The 17649-nt window shown below is 69.4% G+C and carries 13 protein-coding genes; 12 read left to right on the top strand and 1 reads right to left on the bottom strand.

What is annotated here, in order from left to right; translation table 11 throughout:
• The first annotated feature begins 20 nt into the window (after window positions 1–20).
• The 7 genes from GZ67_RS0106950 to GZ67_RS0106920 all read left to right on the top strand — a co-directional run bounded on the left by GZ67_RS0106950 (window position 21) and on the right by GZ67_RS0106920 (window position 9637).
• Window positions 21–1031 carry a LacI family DNA-binding transcriptional regulator gene (locus tag GZ67_RS0106950; RefSeq protein ID WP_029264426.1) on the top strand — a complete coding sequence of 337 codons (1011 nt, stop codon included), beginning with the start codon at window positions 21–23 and terminating at the stop codon, window positions 1029–1031.
• 227 nt (window positions 1032–1258) lie between these two features.
• Window positions 1259–1978, top strand: coding sequence for an L-ribulose-5-phosphate 4-epimerase (locus tag GZ67_RS0106945; protein WP_029264427.1), 720 nt, complete (start codon window positions 1259–1261; stop codon window positions 1976–1978).
• The gene (locus GZ67_RS0106940; protein ID WP_029264428.1) at window positions 1975–3558 is read left to right on the top strand and encodes a xylulokinase; all 1584 of its coding nucleotides are present in this window, start codon (window positions 1975–1977) and stop codon (window positions 3556–3558) included. Before GZ67_RS0106945 ends, GZ67_RS0106940 begins: the two co-directional genes overlap by 4 nt.
• A 9-nt stretch (window positions 3559–3567) precedes the next feature.
• Window positions 3568–5091 (top strand): L-arabinose isomerase, encoded by a 1524-nt coding sequence (araA, locus tag GZ67_RS0106935; protein ID WP_029264429.1) that lies wholly within the window; start codon window positions 3568–3570, stop codon window positions 5089–5091.
• A 5-nt stretch (window positions 5092–5096) separates the two neighbouring features.
• Window positions 5097–6008 carry an aldose 1-epimerase family protein gene (locus GZ67_RS0106930; protein ID WP_029264430.1) on the top strand — a complete coding sequence of 304 codons (912 nt, stop codon included), beginning with the start codon at window positions 5097–5099 and terminating at the stop codon, window positions 6006–6008.
• 108 nt (window positions 6009–6116) lie between these two features.
• Window positions 6117–8582, top strand: a complete 2466-nt coding sequence (locus tag GZ67_RS0106925; protein WP_029264431.1) for a glycoside hydrolase family 2 protein — start codon at window positions 6117–6119, stop codon at window positions 8580–8582.
• Window positions 8583–8599: 17 nt separating this feature from the next.
• Window positions 8600–9637 (top strand): LacI family DNA-binding transcriptional regulator, encoded by a 1038-nt coding sequence (locus GZ67_RS0106920; RefSeq protein ID WP_029264432.1) that lies wholly within the window; start codon window positions 8600–8602, stop codon window positions 9635–9637.
• Window positions 9638–9652: 15 nt separating this feature from the next.
• Here GZ67_RS0106920 and GZ67_RS0106915 read toward each other — a convergent pair whose 3' ends face one another.
• Window positions 9653–11263, bottom strand: a complete 1611-nt coding sequence (locus GZ67_RS0106915) for an FAD-dependent oxidoreductase (RefSeq protein WP_029264433.1) — start codon at window positions 11261–11263, stop codon at window positions 9653–9655.
• Window positions 11264–11385: 122 nt separating this feature from the next.
• Between GZ67_RS0106915 and GZ67_RS0106910 the strand changes: the two genes are divergently transcribed.
• The 5 genes from GZ67_RS0106910 (at window position 11386) to GZ67_RS0106890 (ending at window position 17624) form a co-directional block, all read left to right on the top strand.
• Window positions 11386–12420 carry a LacI family DNA-binding transcriptional regulator gene (locus tag GZ67_RS0106910; protein ID WP_029264434.1) on the top strand — a complete coding sequence of 345 codons (1035 nt, stop codon included), beginning with the start codon at window positions 11386–11388 and terminating at the stop codon, window positions 12418–12420.
• A gap of 73 nt (window positions 12421–12493) precedes the next feature.
• Window positions 12494–13783 (top strand): ABC transporter substrate-binding protein, encoded by a 1290-nt coding sequence (locus tag GZ67_RS0106905; RefSeq protein ID WP_029264435.1) that lies wholly within the window; start codon window positions 12494–12496, stop codon window positions 13781–13783.
• A 4-nt stretch (window positions 13784–13787) separates the two neighbouring features.
• Entirely contained in the window at window positions 13788–14717 is a 930-nt protein-coding gene (locus GZ67_RS0106900) for a carbohydrate ABC transporter permease (RefSeq protein ID WP_081859917.1), read from the top strand.
• On the top strand, window positions 14707–15570 hold the full coding sequence (locus tag GZ67_RS0106895) for a carbohydrate ABC transporter permease (RefSeq protein ID WP_081859916.1): 864 nt from the start codon (window positions 14707–14709) through the stop codon (window positions 15568–15570). The genes GZ67_RS0106900 and GZ67_RS0106895 overlap by 11 nt, the downstream gene beginning before the upstream one ends.
• An 80-nt stretch (window positions 15571–15650) precedes the next feature.
• Window positions 15651–17624 (top strand): twin-arginine translocation signal domain-containing protein, encoded by a 1974-nt coding sequence (locus tag GZ67_RS0106890; RefSeq protein ID WP_029264438.1) that lies wholly within the window; start codon window positions 15651–15653, stop codon window positions 17622–17624.
• The last annotated feature ends 25 nt before the right edge of the window (window positions 17625–17649 follow it).

The raw sequence follows: 17649 nt of genomic DNA, 5'->3' as shown, positions 1-17649 counted from the left end.
GTCGTCGTACACTCGTCGGCGTGAGTGACACGAGCAGCGGCCGCAGCCGATCCATCGGCGTCCGCGACGTCGCCGCCCGCGCAGGCGTGTCCCGGCAGACCGTGTCGCGGGTGCTGAACGACCACCCCGATGTCGCCACCGACACCAAGGAGCGCGTGGTCGCCGCGATGGCGGAGCTCGGCTACCGCATGAACAACGCCGCCCGGGCGCTGGGCACCCGGCGCTCGCGGACCCTGGGGGTTCTGGCCTCGGATGCGCTGCAGTACGGGCCCTCGCGCAGCCTCGCAGCGCTGGAGGCCTCGGCGCGCGAAGCCGGGTACTGGGTGAGCGCGGCCTTCGCGGATGCGGCGGATGTCGGAGCCGTCGTCGCGGCGGTCGACCACCTCGTCGTGCAGGGGGTGGAGGGGATAGTCGTCGTCGCCCCCCACGCCCAGACGCTGGAGGCGCTCGCCGCGCTGCGCATCGACGTGCCGGTCGTGACACTGCACTCCGCCGGCCTCGGTACGACGGGACTCTCGGTGGATCAGGCGGCGGGTGCGCGGTTGGCGGTCGCCGCGCTCGCCGATGCCGGACACACCCGCATCGCGCATCTCGCGGGACCTGCGGACTGGCTCGAGGCGGAGTCGCGCGCCGAGGGTTTCGCCGCGGAGCTCGCCGCTCGCGGGTTGACGCCGGGGCCGGTGATCGCGGGGGACTGGTCGGCCGGATCGGGGTACGCGGCGGTCGAGGCGGTTCGCGACTCCGGGGTCACGGCGGTGTTCGCGGCGAACGATCAGATGGCGCTCGGGCTGCTGAGCGCCCTGCACGAGGCGGGGCTCACGGTTCCGGGCGACGTCAGCGTGGTCGGGTTCGACGATGCGCCGGATGCCGCGTACTACTGGCCGCCGCTCACCACCGTGCGGCAGGACTTCGAGGAGCTCGCGCGTCGGGCCGTAGCCGCCGCGATCGGCGGAACCGCTGCCGCCGCATCCGCTCTCGCCCCCGTGGCCCCGGTGCTGGTCTCCCGCGCCTCCGTCGCTCCGCCCCGCTGACCCCCGCCCGCTCCCCGCCCGCTCCCCGCCCGCTCCCCGTCGCCGAGTGCACGGCCTGTTGTCGAGTGCACGGCTTGCTGGCGTGAACTTCCGGCGCGCTCGGCAGCTTCCCGTGCACCCGGCGAGAGGAAGGGGCGGGGCAGGGGGCGAGCCTTGACGGGCCGCGAGCTCCCGTGTCAGACTTCCGTGACCGGTCACAGTGGCCGGATGCGAACCCAGAGGCAGCTGTGAGCGACGACGCCCCCACCTTCGAACCCGACATCGAGCACGCGATCGCGACCGTCCGCGCGGATGTGGCCCGTCTGCACGGCGAACTGGTCCGCTACGGACTGGTCGTCTGGACCGGCGGCAACATCTCGGGCCGCGTGCCCGGCGCCGACCTCTTCGTGATCAAGCCCAGCGGTGTGAGCTACGACGACCTCACCGCCTCGAACATGATCCTGTGCGACCTCGACGGGAACGTGATCCCCGGCACGCCCGGCAGCGACCGCTCCCCGTCGAGCGACACCGCGGCGCACGCCTATGTCTACCGGCACATGCCGACCGTCGGCGGGGTCGTGCACACACACTCGACGTACGCCGTCGCCTGGGCGGCGCGGGGCGAGGAGATCCCCTGCGTCATCACCGCGATGGCCGACGAGTTCGGCGGACCCGTCCCGATCGGCCCCTTCGCGATCATCGGCGACGACTCGATCGGACGCGGCATCGTCGAGACGCTCCGCGGTCACCGCTCCCGCGCGGTGCTCATGCAGAACCACGGTCCGTTCACGATCGGCGCGGATGCGGAGGATGCCGTGAAGGCGGCGGTCATGGTCGAGGACGTCGCCCGCACCGTGCACCTCGCCCGCGAGGCGGGACCGCTCATCCCCATTCCGCAGGCCGCGATCGACAGCCTGTTCGACCGATATCAGAACGTCTACGGCCAGTCCGAGGACACCCGCCGATGAGTGCGGTCGACGACATCCGCGAGGGGCGCACGAGCCTCGGCATCGAGCTGGGCTCGACCCGCATCAAGGCCTGCCTGATCGGGTCCGATGCGACCGAGGTCCTCGCCACAGGCTCGTTCTCGTGGGAGAACCGCCTCGAAGACGGCCGCTGGACCTACGCGATCGACGAGGTGTGGAGCGGCCTCCAGGCGGCGTATGCGGCTCTGGTCGACGATGCGCAGGAGCGCCACGGCATCCGTCCCGACACGTTCGGCGCCATCGGGGTCTCGGCCATGATGCACGGCTACCTGGCGTTCGACGCGTCCGGCGAGCTGCTCGTGCCGTTCCGCACCTGGCGCAACACCAGCACGGGCGCGGCCTCCGCCGAGCTGGGCGAGCTGTTCGGCGTGAACATCCCGCTGCGCTGGTCGATCGCGCACCTGCACCAGGCCGTGCTCGACGCCGAGCCGCATCTCGCCCGGATCGCGAGCGTGAACACCCTCGCCGGCTACGTGCACCACCGCCTCACCGGCGAGCGGGTGCTCGGGGTCGGCGACGCCTCGGGCATGTTCCCGATCGACGCCGCGACCGGTGACTACGACGCGCGGATGCTGCACGCCTACGACACCCTCGTCGGCGGGCGACTGCCCACCCCTGTCGCCCAGCTCCTGCCGAGCGTGCTCCCCGCCGGGGCCGTAGCCGGCACCCTCACCACCGACGGTGCCGCCCTCCTCGACCCGAGCGGCGCACTGCGCGCCGGCGTCCCGCTCTGTCCGCCGGAGGGTGACGCGGGCACGGGCATGGTCGCGACGAACTCGGTTGCGCCGCGGACCGGCAACGTGAGCGCGGGCACGAGCATCTTCGCGATGGTCGTGCTGGAGCATCCGCTGGCCGAGGTGCACCATGAGCTCGACCTCGTGACCACTCCGGCGGGCGACGCCGTGGCCATGGTGCACTGCAACAACGGCGCCAGCGAGCTCGCGGCCTGGGCGGGTCTGTTCACGCGCTTCGCCGCCGCGGCCGGTCAGCCGATCGACGACGATGCCGCGTTCGACGTCCTGTTCCGCGAGGCGCTCGAGGGTGAGCCGGATGCCGGTGGCCTCCTCGCCTACAACCACCTCGCCGGCGAGCCGATCGCCGGTCTGATCGAGGGGCGTCCGCTGTTCGTGCGCACTCCGGACAGCGCGCTCACGCTCGCGAACTTCATGCGTTCCCAGGTCTACGGCGTGTTCGGCACGCTCGCGCTCGGTATGCAGGTGCTCGGGGCGGAGGGCGTGCAGCTCGATCGGATGTTCGCGCACGGAGGCATGTTCCGCACCGCCGGGGTCGCCCAGCGCTTCCTCGCCGGGGCGCTCGATGCTCCGGTCGCGGTCGGCGAGCTCGCCGCGGAGGGTGGCGCGTGGGGCATCGCCGTGCTCGCCTCGTACCTCGCCCATGCCGACGACCTCTCGCTGGCGGACTACCTCGCTCAGCACGTCTTCGCCACGGCGTCCCTCAGCACCGCCGACCCCGACCCGGCCGATGTCGCCGGGTTCTCCGCCTATCTCGACCGCTACCGAGCGGGCCTGGCCATCGAGGCCGCCGCCGTCGAATCCCTGTAAGGACCGTTCATGACCCGCACTCCGCTCACCACCTCCCTCGACGGCTACGAGGTCTGGTTCCTCACCGGCAGCCAGCACCTCTACGGTCCTGAGACGCTCGCGCAGGTCGCGGCGCAGTCGCAGGAGATCGCGCGACTGCTCGACGAGTCGCCCGAGGTTCCGGTCCGGATCGTCTGGAAGCCGGTGCTGACGGATGCCGCGGCCATCAAGCGCACCGCACTGGAGGCCAACGCCGACGACCGCGTGATCGGTCTCGTGGCGTGGATGCACACGTTCAGCCCGGCGAAGATGTGGATCGCCGGACTCGACGCGCTGCAGAAGCCGCTCGCGCATCTGCACACGCAGGCCAACGTCGAGCTGCCCTGGGCCGACATCGACTTCGACTTCATGAACCTGAACCAGGCGGCGCACGGCGACCGCGAGTTCGGATACATCCAGACGCGCCTGGGTGTACCGCGCAAGACCATCGTCGGGCATGCGTCCGACCCGCGCCTGCTCAGCGAGCTCGGCACCTGGCAGCGCGCGGCGGCGGGGCTCGCGGCCTCCCGCGACCTGAAGCTCGCGCGCTTCGGTGACAACATGCGCTTCGTCGCGGTGACCGAGGGCGACAAGACCGAGGCCGAGCTGCGGTTCGGCGTGCAGGTGAACACGTGGGGCGTGAACGAGCTGGCAGAAGCCGTGGCCGCGGCATCCGCCTCCGACATCGACGCGCTCGTCGCCGAGTACGAGGAGCTGTACGAGGTCGTTCCCGAGCTGCGGCGCGGTGGCGAGCGGCACGGGTCGCTGCGTGACGGTGCGGCGATCGAGATCGGGCTGCGGTCGTTCCTCGAAGAGGGCGGCTTCGGTGCGTTCACGACGTCGTTCGAAGACCTCGGTGCACTGAAGCAGCTGCCCGGTCTCGCGGTGCAGCGGCTGATGGCCGAGGGCTACGGCTTCGGTGCCGAGGGCGACTGGAAGACCGCCGTGCTCGTGCGCATCGCGAACGTGATGGGTGCGGGTCTGCCCGGCGGCGCGAGCCTGATGGAGGACTACACCTACGACATGACCCCGGGCGACGAGCTGATCCTCGGTGCGCACATGCTCGAGGTCTCCCCGTCGCTGACCTCCGCGAAGCCGACGCTCGAGATCCACCCGCTCGGCATCGGCGGCAAGGACGACCCGGTGCGCCTGGTCTTCACGGCCGACCCCGGCCCCGCCGTCGTGGTGGCGCTGAGCGACATGCGCGATCGTTTCCGCCTCACCGCGAACGTGGTCGAGAACGTGCCGCCGCGGGCCGCGCTGCCCAAGCTCCCGGTCGGACGCGCGGTCTGGAAGCCGCAGCCCGACTTCACCACGAGCGCCGCCGCCTGGCTCACCGCCGGTGCCGCCCACCACACGGTCATGTCGACCGCGGTCGGGATCGAGGCGTTCCGCGACTTCGCCGAGATGGCCGAGGTCGAGCTGCTCGTGATCGACGACAGCACCACGCTGCCCGAGTTTCAGAAGCAGGTCCGCTGGAACCAGGCCTACTACCGGCTGGCTCAGGGCCTGTGACGACGATGCCGCGCTCCGGCCGCCAGCTGCGGATCGCCTCGTACGGGTACGAGGCCGCGATCGCCAGCATCGGCGCGACGCTGCGGACGCTCACGTTCGAAGAGCGCGACCTCGTCGTGCCGTTCGACGCGGATGCCGTGCGCCCCGGCTACCGCGGCGTGACGCTGGCCCCGTGGCCGAACCGCATCGTCGATGGACGCTACTCGTTCGGCGGAGAGCGGCACCAGTTGGCGCTCACCGAGCCGGAACGCGCGCATGCGCTGCACGGGCTGCTCGCCTGGGTCGAGTTCGAAGACCGTCTGGTGCTCGACGACCGGGTCGTGCTGGCCGCCGTGATCCTGCCGCAGACCGGGTACCCGTTCCGTGTCGAGGTCGAGGTCGAGTACCGGCTCGACGCCGAGGGGCTGCAGCAGACGGTGACCGCGCACAACGTCGGGGCGGATGCCGCGCCCTGGGGCACCGGTCCGCACCCGTATCTCGTGGCCGGCCAGGGCGGCGTCGACGACTGGACCCTGCTGCTCCCGGCATCCGAGGTGCTCACGGTCACCCCCGATCGGCTGAGCCCGGTCGGGGTGGAGCCGGTGTCGCAACATCCGGAGTGGGACTTCCGCTCGGCGCGCCCCATCGGCGACGTCTTCATCGATCACGCCTTCACCGGCCTGGCCCGCGACGGCGGTCTGGCCGAGGTGCGGCTGACGGCTGCCGACGGTCGCGGCGTGGGGATGGCGTGGGACGAGCGCTGCCCGTGGGTGCAGGTGCACACCGCCGACACTCCCGCCGTCGCGGACACTCACCGCATCGGCCTCGCGGTCGAGCCGATGACGTGCCCGCCCGACGCGTTCAACTCCGGCGTGGATCTCGTGACACTGGACGCCGGGGTGACGCACGCGGCGTCGTGGCGGATCTTCGCGGTGTAGTGGGACCATTCGCACCGCCGCCGCAGGGCGCGGGGGCAGTACGGGAACCAGTTACTTAAGCGCTTAGGTTACAGTGGACTCCTCACGAATCAGCGAGGAGGACTCCGCATGCGTACGACGTCGGATCTGGCAGGACAGTGGAGTTGGACGGTCGACGCCGAGGGGGACACCCCTGTCCCGGAAGAGGCCGCGCCGCTCGTCGGGAGGGCCGTCGCCGCGCAGGTGCCCGGGGCGATCCATCTCGATCTGCGGAACGCAGACCTCATTCCCGACCCCTTCGTCGACCGGAATGAGGAGGCCGTGTCCTGGGTCGCTCGATGCGACTGGCGCCTGAATCGCACCTTTTCCCTGGACGGCAACACGGAGCGGGTGGACCTCGTCTTCGACGGCGTGGACACCATCGCGTCGATCGCCGTCAACGGGCGAACCGTCGGACAGACGCGGAACATGCATCGTGCGTACCGGTTCGACGTGACGGCGGCGATCGAGGCGGAGAACAGCGTCGATGTCTGCTTCACCTCCGCATACACGTATGCCGAGCAGCAGGAACGTGCGCTCGGCGCGCGCCCCAGCGCCTACCCGCAGCCGTTCGCATTCATCCGGAAGATGGCCAGCAGCTTCGGCTGGGACTGGGGGCCGACCCTTCCCGGATGCGGGCTGTGGCGTGACGTCAGGATCGAGAGCTGGAGCACGGCGCGGATCGCCGCGGTCCGTCCGTTGGTCGACGTCTTCGAGCAGACCGGCATCCTCACCGCTCACATCGACCTCGAGCGAACGGCCTCCGGCGCGAGCCTCCCGCTGCATCTCGAGATAGAGATCGCGGGGCAGGCCGTTCATGCCGAGGTGCCGCCGGGTGAAGAGTCGGCGACCATCGTGGTCGCCGTTCCCGATGTGCAGCGGTGGCACCCGCGCGGACTCGGCGAACCCCACCTGTACTCGGTCGAGGTCTCACTCTGGTCGGAGCGCGAGCGGCTCGACGAACACCGCACGCGGGTCGGCTTCCGGACCGTCGTCGTCGATCGGACCCCCGATGCGCACGGCACGCCGTTCGTCGTCACGGTCAACGACCGCCCGATGTTCATCAAGGGCGTGAACTGGATTCCCGAGAGCGTCTTCCCCGGGGAGGATGTCGACGACCGCGTCCGCACGCGCCTGGAGCAGGCGGCGGAGGCCAATGTGAACCTCGTCCGGGTGTGGGGCGGAGGCGTCTACGAGAGCGAGGCGTTCTACTCCGGGTGCGATGAGCTCGGCCTGCTCGTGTGGCAGGACTTCCTCTTCGCCTGCGCCGCCTATCCCGAGGAGGAGCCGATCAGGGCAGAGGTGCTGGCCGAAGCCCGCGAGAACATCGTGCGGCTCAGCTCTCACCCGAGCCTCGCCCTCTGGAACGGGAACAACGAGAACCTCTGGATGCGCCTGGATAAGGATTGGGCATCGCAGCCGGGCGGAGAGCTCACCTGGGGTGAGCGGTACTACCTGGAGTGGCTGCCGGACCTCGTCCGCGAGCTCGACCCGACCCGTCCCTACACGGAGGGGAGTCCCTGGTCGGGCAGCGGGGTTCACGATCCGAACGACCCGGATCACCAGACCTTCCATTCCTGGGATGCCTGGAACGAAGACGACTACTCGGTCTACCGCCACAGCTCTCCGCGTTTCGTCTCCGAGTTCGGTTGGCAGGGTGCAGCCGCCTGGCGGACGTTGCGCGATGCGGTCTCGGACCCCGATCTTCGTCTCGACTCCGAGAACGTCCGGCACCATCAGAAGGCCATCGACGGGCACGCGAAGCTCGCCCGCAATCTCGCCCGCCACCTCCCGCCGACGGACGACTTCGACCGGTGGCATCTGCAGACGCAGTGGATGCAGGTCGAGGCCGTCCGCACCGGCGTGCTGCACTGGCGCGCGAGTTGGCCGCGCACCTCGGGCACGATCGTGTGGCAGCTCAACGACCTGTGGCCGGTGACGTCCTGGTCGGCGATCGACAGCGCGGGCCGATGCAAGCCGCTCTACTTCGCCCTGCGCGACATGTACGCACCGCGCGTGCTGACGATCGAGCCGCGGGACGGCGGGCTCGAACTGTGCGTCATCAACGACGACGACGAGGCGTGGCACTCCACGGTGGGACTCACGCGGCGGCGGGCCGATGGGATGGCTACAGCGGAGCAGTCGCTCCCGCTCTCCGTGCCTCCGCGCTCGGTGGCCCGCATCGAGCTGCCGCCGATCATCGCCGAGCCGCGGGATCCGGCGGAGGAGTTCGTGGTCGCCACCGTCGACGACCAGCGAGCCCTCTGGCATTTCGCTCCGCCGAGTGGCGCGCACGCTCACGCACCGCTGGAAGTCGCCGTCGCCGTCGTCGCCGGTGGTGTGGACATCAGCGTCCGCTCGCGTCTCCTCGCGCGCGACGTCCTCGTCCAGCCGGATCGCCTCCATCCTGACGCGACGGTCGATCGGGGCTTCACCACCGTGCTCCCGGGGGAGACCGCGATCTTCCGCGTCCGCGCGCCGGAGCCGCTCGATCCCGACTCGGTGCGGGAGGCGTTCGTCGTCTCCTCGCTGCGGGATATCATCGATCCCGACTGACGGGAGCTGCATCGGTGATGACGAGCGCTGCGCGGGCCCGGCGGGTCACGATCGCCGATGTCGCGCGCGAGGCGCAGACGTCGACCGCGAGCGTCTCCTATGCCCTCAACGGTCGTCCGGGGATCTCCGAGGCCACGCGGGAACGGGTGCTCGAAGTGGCGGCCCGGCTCGGCTGGTCGCCGGCGAGCGCCGCGCGTGCCCTGGCGGGTGCCGGTGCGGACACGATCGGTCTGGTGCTCACGAAGGATCCTCGTGATCTCTCCGTCGAGCCGTTCTACATGCAGTTCATCGCGGGAGTGGAGTCGGCGCTCACCGTGCGCTCCCGTGGTCTTCTGCTCGAGGTCGCCGCTGATGCGGACGCCGAGGTCGAGGCGATCCGGCGTTGGCGCGGTTCGCGGCGTGTGGACGGCGTCCTCCTCACCGACCTGAGGCCACACGATCAGCGGATCGCCGTCGTCAGGGAAGCCGGTGTCCCCGCGGTCGCGGTGGGCGATCCGAGCGCTGCGGTCGGCCTGACGACCGTGTGGACGGACGACGCCGCCGCGACGAGACAGGCCGTCGAGCATCTCGCTGCTCTCGGGCATCGTCGCATCACCCGGGTCGCGGCGCCCCGACGGTATGCGTACACGGCCATCCGCGATGACGCGTTCGACCAGGCCGCCCGTGCGTGCGGCCTCGACCATGACATCGTCCGCAGTGATCTCTCGGAGGATGCCGGTGCGGTCGCCACGCGCGCCGTGCTCTCGTCGCCGCGCCCGCCGACGGGGTTGATCTTCGACAACGACATCATGGCCGTAGCCGCCCTGACCACGGCGCATCAGCGGGGACTGTCCGTTCCCGGCGATGTGTCGATCATCGCGTGGGACGACTCGCTGCTCTGCCGACTCGTGACGCCGGGGTTGACGGCGCTCAGCCACGATGTGGTCGCCCTCGGCGCAGAGGCCGCCCGACGCCTGCTCGACGTCATCGACGGTGCGGAGCCGGCCGTCTACCAGGAGGCGACACCGATGCTGCAGATCAGGGCCTCGACCGGTCCTGCGCCGACCGAGGCCTGATCCGTCGACGGCGGTCTACCAGCGAAGAGCGGGGTCCCACCGCAGCTGCACGCCTCCGCGCTCGAGGTCGCGCTGGAAGTCGTCGAGGTGCCGCGCATCCGCGCGCACCGTCGACGGCTCGACGCCGTGGTCGAGGCAGTACGAGGCGAGGGCCCCCACTGCCTCGCCCACTGACCATTCGACGGGCTGCAGCCGGTAGCTGCCGTTCGAGATGTGCGTCGTGCCGATGTTCTTCGCCGAGGGGAGGAGGTTGCGCACGCGCTGCGGCAGAAGGGCGCCGAGCGGGATCTCGAACGGCTCCGGGAGCCCGCCGCCACCGGCGCTGCCGCCGGTCGTGGCGTGCCGGTCGATCCAGTAGTAGTGGCCGACCCCCACGGTGTCGGGATAGCGCTCGGCGCCCCTTCCGTCGCGGAGATCGCGGTCGAAGTCCTGCTCGAGGATCGTCCGCTCGGCCCGGATGCGACGGGATTCGCGGAAGTAGGGCATCATCGCGAACCCGTCGGGCGTCCCCGTGACCTGTGGCGCGAGGCGGAGCCCCGGCCAGCCGACACCGCCATCGGGTCGAGGAGCCTCCGTCTGCAGCCAGTAGAGCAGCGATCGACTCAGCGCCTTCGAACGATCCCAGTGGACGGCGGCGTCGTCGACGCCGAAGAGCGGGCCCCCGACGTAGTCGTTCATCGGCCAGTTCACGATGACGATGTCGCTCTCGTAGGCGCCGTCCTCGAACTGGCGCCGTGCGGCGATGCGGCGGTAGTTCCACAGTTCCGGGGCGCCGTCCATGTTGCGGTGGTCGACGTCGATGGCGAAGGGGTCATCGTCGTCGTTCACCCGCAGCGTGTACTCGCGGGCGATGGAGCCGTCGTGCGCGGCCCGTCGGAATCCGAGCATCTTCTCGCCGTCGAGCTGCGGCGGCCGCCACTCGCGGAAGGTGTCGTAGTCGTCGGGGCGATCGATCGTGTGATCCTGACCGGCGAGGTGTTCGACCGCGAAGCACCAGGTGACGCTCTGCATGTCGAGCGGGTCACCGGCCTCCGGCGCACTGGGCTCCCCGGTCTCGCCTCGAGCCTCGCGGCCGGTGACGTACTCCACTCCGCCGAGCTCCAGGAGATCACCGAGCTCGGTCGCATCCAGCACGAACGGCGCGGACAGCTCGCGCGGGACGCCCTCGCGATCGCGCACGGTCACCGCGGCGATGCGGTCACCGTCGGTGTGGACGGCGACAGGCGTGGTCTCGAGCATCAGAGCGAGTCGGCCGGAGGCCTCGTACGGCCGGAGGAGGTCGTGGATCACCGCGAGGATGACCTTCGGCTCGACGCTGAGCGGGCTCACCCAGGCCGCGCCCGGGTTGAGATGCCGGTCGGCTCTCGCGGCGGCGGTGAGCGGGTAGTACGTCCGGTAGTGATCCCGGACGAGGTCGCGGAACTGGGCGTAGCTGCGGTTGCGACCCGTCGCCTCGATGCGTCGGTGCTCGTCGCTGGGTACGAGCTGACTCGTCAGCTGGCCCCCCAGCCAGGGGGTCTGCTCGGTCATGATGACCGATCTGCCGCGGCGCAGAGCGGCGAGGGCGGCGGAGACGCCGCCGACGCCACCGCCGATGATGAGAAGGTCGGCCTGCTGTCGTGTCACGGAAGAACACCTTTCTTTCCCGAGAACTCTAGGTAATTTTCTCGAACATGTCCAAGTAAAATCTCTAGAGGTGACGCGTTCGCCATAGAATTCCAGAACGCTGACTGAGTGAAGGGGTGCCCATGCGCGCGAAGGAGCGTCGACCATCGCTTGCCGAGGTGGCGGGTGAGGCGGGGGTCTCGATCTCCACCGTCTCGAAGGTCGTGAACGGGGCGCCCGACGTCGCTGCCGACACTCGCGTGCGGGTGGAGTCGGTGCTCCGCGACAAGCAGTACCTGTCGCCGAAGCAGCGCTCGCGCAGTGATCTGGCGACGGTGGTGGTCGTGCTCGCGAGTTCGAGCATGTCGTCCCCGCTGACGGTCGAGATCCTGCGCGGCACCATGCGTGCGGCGCACGAGGCCGGGCTCGAGCTCGTGCTGCTCGACCTTCCGGATGGGGCGCCCGCCGCCGGCTGGATCGAGCGGACCAAGCGCAACGGTCCGACCGCGGTCATCGCGCTGAAGTCGCGGCTGAGGACGCAGGAGCGGGCGAAGCTGGCGAAGAACGGCGTCCCCCTCGTCGAGGTCGACACCTACCAGCTGCCGGACAACGACTCGTATTCCGTGGGCGCCACGAACTTCGCAGGGGGGATGGCAGCGACGCAGCATCTGCTCTCGCTCGGGCATCGGCGCATAGGGTTCCTCGGCGGAGTCTCCGACACGCAGGCGTCGATCGCTCGCAAGCACGGACATCTCGCCGCTCTCGCCTCGGCCGGGATCGAACCCGGGGACGACATCATCGAAGAGGGCGACTTCACCTACGAATCCGGCCTGCAGGCGGCGGAGACCCTTCTGGGTCGACCGGGTCGCGTGACGGCGATCTTCGCGGCGAGCGACGCGCAGGCCGCCGGAGTCCTCGAGGCCGCGCGCCGCGCCGGCGTGTCCGTCCCGGATGAGCTCAGCGTCATCGGGTTCGACGACCAGCTCGTCGCGCGGATGACGGCCCCGCAGCTGACGACCATCCGGCAGCCCTCCGAGGCGATGGGCTCCTACGCGGTGGAGGTCGCCCACAAGCTGTTGCTCGGCACGACACCGCCGGCCTTCCATACCGACCTGGCGACGGAACTCGTCGTGCGGGGATCGACGGCGCCTCTGCAAGCTATCGAAAATACTGCTTGATATTCTCGATAGTTCTGGTACTTTTTCTTTCAGCGCGCTACGAGGCGCGTCAATGAGTCCGAAGGAGTACTTCATGCGAGCTACCCGATCCCGAGGGGCTGCCATCGCGCTCACCGGAGTTCTGGCGGTGTCCCTCAGCGCCTGCGCCGGTACCGACAGCGGCGCCTCAGGCCCCGTCGACCTGACTATGGCGCTCTGGTCCTCCAACGAAGGTCACCTGGCGCTGCTGCAGGAGATCGGCGATGCCTACGTCGAAGAGCACGGCGACGAAGTCTCGTCGATCACTTTCGAACCCGTCACGAACCCGGACTACGTCGCCGGGCTGACGACGCAGATCGCCGGCGGCGACGTTCCCGATCTCGCCTGGATCCCGGAGGCGAGCGGTCCCGAGTTCGTCGACTCCGGGATCCTGCACGACGTGCGCGAAACCCTGGAGGGCACCGACGGCTACGACCTCGACGACATCCTCCCGGCCGCGCTCGCGCCGTGGCAGGACGACGACGGCGGCGTCTACGCGTATCCGTTCTCGAACTCCCCCTTCGCGCTCTACGTCAACGATGACCTCGTCGCGGCCGCGGGCCAGCCGGATGTCGAGTCGCTCGTCGGCACTCCCGATTACACGTGGGACACGGTCGCGGACATCGCTGCGGCGGTGAACGGCGAGACGGGAGCGACAGGGCTGAACGTGCCCACGTTCAACCCCACGAACTGGAGTGCCGTGACCATGCTCGGGAACGCATGGGGCGCCGCGCCGTGGTCCGAAGACGGCACGACCTGCGAGTTCGCCTCTCCCGAGATGATCGAGTACCTCACGTGGTATCAGGACCAGATCGACAGGGGAGCGATCCCTGCCGTCTCCGGCAACGCGGCGCCCGCTGCATTCGCGAGCGGTGACGTCGCCTTCAGCGTCGCTCAGCTCAGCCAGTCGGGGAGCCTCGACGACAGCTTCGAGTGGTCGTTCCTCCCGCTGCCCGCGGGGCCGGAGGGGTACCACCCGATCGTCGGCCAGGCGGGCGTGAGCGTCCTCGAGCGCAGTGAGAACCAGGATCAGGCGGCAGGCTTCCTCGCCTACCTGACCAACCCCACGAACGCCGAGCTCCTCGCGCAGTTCTTCCCGCCGCCCCGTGAGTCCCTGCTCAACGTGGAGACGCTCTCGCAGGCAGCGCCGAAGCTCTCGCCCGAAGAGATCCAGTCGGCGATCATCGACGTGGTCCCCGACGCCTCGGTCAAGCCGCAGCACCCGGTGCTCTCCCAGTTCTCCGACAAGGTCCGTGCGGGTCTCGACCCGGTGTGGTCGGGCGGCGACGTCGAGACCGCGGTCACCGGCATCTGCGAGCAGATCTCGCCGACGCTCAAGGGCTGACCGCGTGACCGCACGCACCGTCGCGGCGAACGATCGAAGAGCCCTGCCGAGCCGGCGTCCCCGTCCTGACGGGGATCGCTGGCTCGGCGTGGCCTTCGTCGCGCCCCAGGTCCTCGGCGTCATCGTCCTCGGTGTCGTCCCCTTCCTCTTCGTCATCTGGTACAGCTTCAACGAGTGGCGTCCGCTCACCGGCGGCATGGAGTTCATCGGGCTCGACAACTACTCGCGTCTCTTCGCGGACCCGACCTTCTCGGCCTCTGTCGTCGCGAGCCTGCTGTTCAGTGCCGGCGTCCTCATCCTGAACCTCGTGATCGCCATCAGCCTCGCCGTGCTCCTCAATCGGCGGATGAAGGGCATCACCGGGTTCCGCACGATCTTCTTCTCGCCCGTCGTGGTGTCGGTCGTCGCCTGGTCGGTGACCTGGGGGTTCCTCCTCGCCCCGGATGGCGGCATCAACGGAGCGCTCCGGATGCTCGGGATCGACGGGCCCAATTGGCTGGCTGATCCCTCCACCTCCCTGATCTCGCTCGTCGTGGTGCAGGTCTTCAAGGGAGTCGGTATGAACATGGTGCTCTTCCTCGCCGCGCTGCAGAGCGTGCCGGAGGAGATCCGCGAAGCGGCGCAGCTCGATGGTGCGACGCCGTGGCGGTCGTTCTGGGCCATCACCGTGCCGATGATCGCTCCGACGATCCTGCTCACCGGCATCCTCACCACGATCGGCTCACTCGAAGTCTTCGCACCCGTGCAGCTGCTCACCGGAGGTGGTCCGGGGGATTCGACCAACGTCCTGCCGTTCCTCCTCTACCGCACCGCTTTCGTCAGCCAGCAGTTCGGCTATGCCAGCGCGATCGGTGTCGTGCTGTTCGCCATCATCCTGGCCCTGACGATGCTGCAGTGGACCACGCGACGAAAGTGGGTGCACGATGAGGTCTGAGACATCGAAGGCGGCCCGCAGCCGCTCCAGGATCAACACCGTCGTGCTCTACGTCCTGCTCGTCGTGGTGTCGGTGCCGTTCCTGTATCCGACCCTGTGGATGTTCTTCTCGTCCTTCAAGCCCGCGAACGAGATCTTCCTCCAGCCGCCGACGCTGCTGCCCAGGGAGTGGACCCTCGACGGCTTCGTGCAGGTGTTCACCGCCCAGCCGTTCCTGCAGCAGTACGGGAACTCGATGTACATCGCGGCGATCGTCACCGTGTCGTCGATCCTGCTGTCGGCGATGGCCGGCTACGCCTTCGCGCGGATCCGGTTCCCGCTGCGCAACGCGGCCTTCACCCTGCTGCTCGCGGCGATGATGGTGCCGACCGAGGTGACGATCATCCCGATCTTCACGGCGGTGAACGCCATGGGGCTCAACGACACCCACTGGCCGCTCATCATCCTCCCGATCTTCGGGCCGACCGCGGTCGTCTCCGTGTTCATCTTCCGGCAGCACTTCCTCAGCTTCCCCAAGGACTACGAGGAAGCGGCCCGGCTGGACGGCGTCACACGGGCCGGGGTGTTCTTCCGCATCGCCCTCCCGTTGGCGACGCCGGCGATCGCCGCCGTCGGGATCATGGCGTTCCTGCGCTCGTTCAACATGTACTTCGAGGCGCTCATCTTCCTGCGCACACCGGAGAAGTTCACGCTCGGACTCGCGATCACCCGCTATCAGGACTTCTACGGCGAGCAGATGTGGAACACGCAGCTCGGCGCAGCGTCCCTCACGGTCGTCCCGATCCTCGTGGTGTTCCTCATCGCGCAGAAGCAGTTCGTTCAGGGCCTCGCCCAGACGGGGCTCAAGGGATGAGCTGACTTCCCCCACAGCGACGACGCGGACCGGGCGTCGTCGCCACTCACCATGCCCCGGTCAGAGACGAAGGAGTCGAGATGATGCATGAGGATGAGACCCGCCCGCAGATGCTGCCGGCGCTCAGCCGAAGGAACTTCCTGGTCGGTGCGAGCGCCGCCGCGGCGCTGCTCGCCATAGGGAACTCGGGGGCGTCGCCTGCGCTGGCGACATCGGCCGGCACGGTGTTGCCGCTCGTCGCGCCGCTCCCCGCCGGGCAGCCGGTGCGCTCCCAGTTCGCCCCGAACGAGCAGGTGCTGGCCGCCTACCTGATGATCGTCGCCCCGCTCGCCAACAGCGTCCGGGACGTCGCGCCGAACTACGGATGGATGGAGGACGGCTGGTGGCGCACTCCGAACCAGCCCTACAACACCCGCATCATGGAGCATGTCGCGACGCTCTCGTGGTTCTACGCCAACGACCGCCCGTGGAACCCGTACTACCGTGACCCCGCTCTTCTCGGACGGCTCGACGCGGCGCTCAGCCACTACCTCTCGCTGCAGCACGCCGACGGCTCGTACCCGGAGTACTCGCCGACCGAGCATCACCTGTCGCCGACCGGATTCGGAACCGTGGCGCTCGCCGCGGTCCTCCGGGACCTTCGCGCCGCGGGCGAGCTCCACGACCGCCGTCTGCAGATCCGCGACGCCATCCGCAAGAGCTCGGCCTGGCTCGTGGACACCTCGCGTCCGCATTGGAATCGACCGGTGCAGTTCGCCAATCAGGTGGTCGCCGGCCTCTCCGGAGTGGTCGAGGCGGCGCACATCCTCGGCGAGCCCGCGGTGAGCGCCTCCGTTCCGAACCGGCTGCAGATCATCCTCAAGGACGGCCAGGCTCCGGCCGGGTTCTTCCACGAACCCGTCGCGCCGGATGCCGGATACAACTTCGACGTGATGCTGCCCGATCTCGGCGCCCTCTACAAGAGGCTGCCTGACCCGTCGATCATCCAACTGGCGGAGCGGTTCGCCGCGTGGTGGGGGTACGTCGTCGTCATGGAACCCGGGCGGAACGAAGGCTTCATCCTCTCCGGGACGAGTGCGCGCAACATCGTCGCGACGTTCGTCACCACCCCCGTGGACGATCTGGATCGCAGCGCCCTCGCGCGGACGCTGCTGCCGCACGTGCCCGCGCTGCGTGCCTTCTACGCGAGCGCGGAGGAGAAGACGCAGGCGCGAAACGCGTGGGGCTCGTCCTCGGCACCCGTGGCCCCGAGACAGAAGCAGGATTCGTCGCCACGGCTGCACATGCATGTCCCGCAGGCGCCGATCGGGGTGCCCGCGGCGCAGCGCGACGCCCAGGTCGCTGCACTGCGGTATCGGGCGGAGAGCACGTTCACCGAGCTGCGCAAGGGCACCCTCGATCAGCAGTATGTGTTCGTCCGCCGCCCCGGCTACTACACCGCCGGCCTTTACTGCGTGCGGCAGAACTCGCTCCAGCGGATGGGGACGAACGCGTTCTGGCACCCCGTCGCGGGGATGCTCGCCCTCACCGTGAACAGCACGGGTCCGGATGACTGGACGACCGTCGCGGACACGGTCGGGACGGCTTCATCGCGGGGTCCGGTGACGGCGACGCATCATGCCGGCTCCAGCGCATCGGGCACTGTGATCCCGGCGGATGCCCTGACCGGATACACGGGTACCTTCACCACCAGGTACGTGACCGCGGACGGCGCCGTCACCACGGATGTGACCCATCGCCCGGATGGGATCAGGCGTGCGCTGACGACGCCGGGAGCGTCACGCGAGCGCATCCCGCTCATCATCGGCACCGACGACCAGGTGGTCTTCGCCAACGGCACGCCGGCGCCGTACGGACAGGAGACCATCACGGTCACCCGAGGGATCACGGTCACTCGAGGCGGCATGAGGTTCATCATCGACTGGGGTGTGGACCGCGAAGCGAAGTACGCGCCCATGGATCGGTCGTACCTCGGGAACCGAACGCACCGGATCCTCACGATCAGCTTCGCGAACTCGCTCGCCGTCGACTTGAAGGTCGTGCCGGCGGTCTGATCCCCGGGTCCCCGTCGGCGCCGGC

This window comes from Microbacterium sp. Cr-K20, assembly GCF_000708325.1.
Taxonomy (GTDB): Bacteria; Actinomycetota; Actinomycetes; order Actinomycetales; family Microbacteriaceae; genus Microbacterium.
Note: the sequence above shows the minus strand (reverse complement) of the source record. Positions and strands in the feature narration are given on the sequence as shown.

Excerpts from the sequence above, each read along its gene's own strand:
- GZ67_RS0106940 (WP_029264428.1), top strand. The coding sequence starts at position 1,975 with ATGAGTGCGGTCGACGACATCCGCGAGGGGCGCACGAGCCTCGGCATC.
- araA (WP_029264429.1), top strand. The coding sequence starts at position 3,568 with ATGACCCGCACTCCGCTCACCACCTCCCTCGACGGCTACGAGGTCTGG.
- GZ67_RS0106930 (WP_029264430.1), top strand. The coding sequence starts at position 5,097 with ATGCCGCGCTCCGGCCGCCAGCTGCGGATCGCCTCGTACGGGTACGAG.
- GZ67_RS0106925 (WP_029264431.1), top strand. The coding sequence starts at position 6,117 with ATGCGTACGACGTCGGATCTGGCAGGACAGTGGAGTTGGACGGTCGAC.
- GZ67_RS0106920 (WP_029264432.1), top strand. The coding sequence starts at position 8,600 with ATGACGAGCGCTGCGCGGGCCCGGCGGGTCACGATCGCCGATGTCGCG.
- GZ67_RS0106910 (WP_029264434.1), top strand. The coding sequence starts at position 11,386 with ATGCGCGCGAAGGAGCGTCGACCATCGCTTGCCGAGGTGGCGGGTGAG.
- GZ67_RS0106905 (WP_029264435.1), top strand. The coding sequence starts at position 12,494 with ATGCGAGCTACCCGATCCCGAGGGGCTGCCATCGCGCTCACCGGAGTT.
- GZ67_RS0106895 (WP_081859916.1), top strand. The coding sequence starts at position 14,707 with ATGAGGTCTGAGACATCGAAGGCGGCCCGCAGCCGCTCCAGGATCAAC.
- GZ67_RS0106890 (WP_029264438.1), top strand. The coding sequence starts at position 15,651 with ATGATGCATGAGGATGAGACCCGCCCGCAGATGCTGCCGGCGCTCAGC.